The sequence below is a fragment of the Seonamhaeicola aphaedonensis genome, assembly GCF_003386195.1.
GTDB classification, from domain to species: Bacteria; Bacteroidota; Bacteroidia; order Flavobacteriales; family Flavobacteriaceae; genus Seonamhaeicola; species Seonamhaeicola aphaedonensis.
The window spans coordinates 1-3825 of record NZ_QRDX01000019.1 but is presented as its reverse complement, the minus strand read 5'-3'; the positions used below and the strand labels follow the sequence as shown (position 1 = coordinate 3825).

Annotated in this window: 5 protein-coding genes; all 5 read right to left on the bottom strand. The window is 30.5% G+C overall.

Annotation, left to right across the window (positions count from 1 at the left end):
• Positions 1–225 precede the first annotated feature (225 nt).
• On the bottom strand, positions 226–987 hold the full coding sequence (locus DFQ02_RS15280; RefSeq protein WP_220340316.1) for a DUF6090 family protein: 762 nt from the start codon (positions 985–987) through the stop codon (positions 226–228).
• A gap of 3 nt (positions 988–990) precedes the next feature.
• Positions 991–1749, bottom strand: coding sequence for a DUF6090 family protein (locus DFQ02_RS14825; protein WP_116525230.1), 759 nt, complete (start codon positions 1747–1749; stop codon positions 991–993).
• Positions 1750–1887: 138 nt separating this feature from the next.
• Positions 1888–2499, bottom strand: a complete 612-nt coding sequence (locus DFQ02_RS14820; protein WP_116525229.1) for a DUF6090 family protein — start codon at positions 2497–2499, stop codon at positions 1888–1890.
• A 144-nt stretch (positions 2500–2643) separates the two neighbouring features.
• Positions 2644–3504, bottom strand: a complete 861-nt coding sequence (locus tag DFQ02_RS14815) for a hypothetical protein (RefSeq protein WP_116525228.1) — start codon at positions 3502–3504, stop codon at positions 2644–2646.
• A gap of 54 nt (positions 3505–3558) precedes the next feature.
• Positions 3559–3825, bottom strand: a 267-nt coding sequence (locus DFQ02_RS14810; RefSeq protein ID WP_147297794.1) for an integrase core domain-containing protein, incomplete at its 5' end; no start/stop codon positions are given.

Here is a 3825-nt window from a genome sequence, read left to right as displayed (position 1 = left end):
AATTTGGTTTAACCCTGAGAAGGAACACATTTACTTTAAGATGCATTGTCTGCGAAGCAGCGTAGATTAAAGTTCGCCATCGGCGAATGTGTTCCATCGGGTTTGTGTATGGCTCGTTGCGGGAAATCCGCGAGGATTTTCCGTCGTAACCGAAAGATAGCATATTGCAATGAATTCCGATTAACAATTCAGCCGCAATGAGCTATACACGTTGTTGTGCTTTCGTTATTGTTCTAATTGTTTTTCTGCTATTTTAATTGCATTGTTGATTTTTTCTAAAATAGGTTCCAAATCATAATTGACAATAACTCTGTCATTAAAAGCTTTGGAATAAACGACTCCATTGAATTCATTACTAGATATTAGGTCTTTGATGTCGTTTTGAAAATTAACATCAGCAAGGTAATTTTTATAAGAACTTTCTTTTCCTCTAATTAATGGGTCAATTTTACTTAGATCAATATTTTTATAAATTACTGGTAAAACTTGTTCAAATATAAGCTGCTGTTCAATTAATTCATTTTCTGTTATGTCGTGAGCCATTTCTTTCCATGTAGTGACAAACTCCTTTAATGTGTCATTGGATATAATAGAAGGTCCATGTTCTGATAAAATGGACTGAACATTTCCATTTACAAAATCTGTCGTGGCAAAATAGGTTGTAAACACTAAATGCTGTAGATAATTTTCAGCTGTAAGGTTTGTCCTTTGTTCTAAAATAACGGTGGAAATGGAATCATGTGCTTTATGTCTGCTTTTAGCATTTTCTAATAGAGATTTGTTCTGCTTCATTTCCAATACCAAATCCTTGAGTAATTTGACTTCCAAATTATTTGCCTTCCTTTCTTCGTTCCAATTATTTATTTGTAATGCAATCAAAATTCCGATTACTACAAGAACGATTTCTCCGATTGCATATTTAAGATACTTTCCTGTTTTTCCTTCTGAAAGTAGGTTATGTCTAATTTTTCTAAAGAATTTTATCATAAACTATTTTATTTCAGATTTAATCAACTGTATAATTTGTAAAATATCTTCTCTTAATGGTAAGTAAAAATTTTCTTTTAAATTTTTTGACGCTACAACAAACAAGTACAATTGACTTTCAAATTCTTGTTTTGTTAAAAAGGCGAAGTCATTATCGGCAAATTTGCTTGCTGTAATATTATTTTTACCGACACTTATTAAATTTAGATGCCTTCTAAAGTTTCCTTCTTTTATAAAAAACTCATGACCAATATCTCTTCTTTCTACAACGTAAACTTCTTGTCTATTTATGTTGTCTAATTTAGATTGCCAATCAGATAAAGCTTTTCTTAGATTTGAGTTGGATATAATAGATAATTTACCAGAATTAATAATTTCTTCAATTGTACCTTGAATTGGAAAAAACCGAGGTTCATCTTTAAAAACACCAAGCATTAACAAAGAAATTTCTTTTTCATTAAAAGATGACAAGGTTGGACTAGTATATTCACCTAACAAAAGACTGTTTTTTATATTACTGTCGTTTAGTTGAATATTATCTTCTAAAATTTTTAAATTACTTTCAAATTCCATTTGAAGAGCATTTAGCAGTTTTTGTTCAGTATTATTATTTTTTCTGTCTTCATTCCAATCATTAATTTGTAGTGCTATTAAAATACCGATTACAACTAATACAATTTCTCCAATAGCATATTTAAAGTACTTTCCGTTCTTTCCTTCTGAAAGTAAGTTTTGCCTAATTTTTCTAAAGAATTTAATCATATTTTCAGTGCATGTCTTATTAGAACTAAATTTTTGAGGAATTTAATTCTTCGTGAATTAGTTCCTGTATTTTAATAATTGTCTGTATAACTTGCTGTATTCGGTTAAGTCCACTACCGTAATTGTCTCTATTCATAATTAAAATTCGACGTGCACTATTATTTTTGAAAATACTCCAAAGTCTTGAACAACGACATAATCTTTGTATTTAAAATCGGTTACTTCTTGTAGCATAATAGGATTCCAATCCTTATTAAAGGTAAGTTCTAAATCTGATATCGATTTTACAGCATGCTGCGCTTCGTCATCATAATAAGTGCCTAATAAAAACCGAAGTTCTTTGTTAGAAACTAAATCTAATCCTTTTGATTTTGCAACTTCATAAGCATTGGTTAAAGGTTGAAAACGATCGAATTGAATAATGTCTGCAAGCCAAAATTTTAAGCTATCATTTTGTGAAGAATTCCAATTTCCTTCCAATAATTTATTAGAGGACATTACAGCTTTTTCAAAGTTGAAAGCTATACGATTAAGCGTTTTTTTATCTTTTATCAGGTTAGACTGTATTTGTTGTAATATCTCTTTTTCAAAAGCTTTATTTTTTTGAATTTCATTCCAATTGTTAATTTGAAGTGCAATTAAAATTCCGATGACTACTAGTATAATTTCTCCAAATGCATAAATCAGATACTTTCTGAACTTATTTTCAGAAAGCAGTTTTTGTCTAATTTTTCTAAAGAATTTTATCATTTAGTAAAGGTTGGTTAAATAATGAAGCACAACGGTTTTGTGTAAGCGTCAGTAACGGGAAAGTGCGCGAGTACTTTCCGCTGACGCACCTAATTTAGCAAAACGAGTTGAATTTCCGATTAGGAAATTCAGCCGTTATTGCGCTTACATGTTGTTGGCAAACGTTTTTTTATTCATTTTATAATGTAAATTCAAGAATCTCATTCCATAAAAATTCAGATTATGGTCGGCTCTTAATACATTTTCTTCGTCTTCGTAAACTCTAATCCATTCGTGCATTGATTTTACAAATCTTGCCCAATATTTACCCTTTCCATTTGTCAGGGTAAAGTAAAATCCATTATCTCCAAATCTTTTCCCATCAGAGCAGAGTAGAAGCGAACCATCTTCCTCAACTTTTTTACTCATAACAACAGATGCGTTTCCATTGGGTAATGGAAAAACAACTTTGAGCAATGGTTTTTCGTAATTCGGATTTTTACAGGTCGTGTAAATTCCAGAATATATTACATCTTTTGTGCTCTTAATTATTCTATACCATATTGTCCATTTGGTTTCCTTTGTCTCTTTGCTTTTTAATTTGATTATTTCGCTTTTTAGTCCTTTTGCAGTATCTATTGAATTCAACGGTAAATTCAGTTGTTGAAGTCGTTTGCTGAAAATCAAATAAAGAAGTTTACCAAATGGTTTGAAAACACCTTTCCATTCACTCCAAACTTCAAAATCATAGTCAGAAGTATTTTCATAAAAGTCTGCAACTTTTTTATTCAAGCGAAATTGGTCTTTGTCAGAGATTCCAATCTGTTCCATTTTTTCTAGAAGTCCAGAATTCGGTAAGTTTTTTTGAATTTCCAAATTTTCTTTTTCCGCTAATTCAAAAATGAACTTGTCTTTAATTATGTCAGTATTTCCAATAGGTCCGATTAACCACTCAAATTCATCTGGATTTATTCTTTTTCCAGTTGCTTTTACCCAAAATTGTGTGATTTTATCTTGTATTGCCATTAAGTAGGTTCAAATGTCTAGTCCTGAAATATGGCTACAGGTTAAAAATTGAATTTACGCTGTTTTTAAGTATACCATATTTGGTGTTTTATAATCTAAAGATACATGTAATCTAATTTGGTTGTATAGATTAATAGCACTTTTTGTAGCTCTTTTGGCGTGTTTTACGCTATCAAAGGTCTGGTCAAGATAAAATTCGTCTTTAAGGATGCCGTTTACGCGTTCCGCAATGGCATTTTCATAACAATGTTTTTCTTCAGTCATACTAATTTTGATGTTGTTTCTCTTTAAAATTTGTGTGTATACATTGCTACAATATTG

Bases quoted from the DNA above. Each gene is read 5' to 3' on its own strand.
- DFQ02_RS15280 (WP_220340316.1), bottom strand. From the start codon at position 987: ATGATAAAATTCTTTAGAAAAATTAGACATAACCTACTTTCAGAAGGA.
- DFQ02_RS14825 (WP_116525230.1), bottom strand. From the start codon at position 1,749: ATGATTAAATTCTTTAGAAAAATTAGGCAAAACTTACTTTCAGAAGGA.
- DFQ02_RS14820 (WP_116525229.1), bottom strand. From the start codon at position 2,499: ATGATAAAATTCTTTAGAAAAATTAGACAAAAACTGCTTTCTGAAAAT.
- DFQ02_RS14815 (WP_116525228.1), bottom strand. From the start codon at position 3,504: ATGGCAATACAAGATAAAATCACACAATTTTGGGTAAAAGCAACTGGA.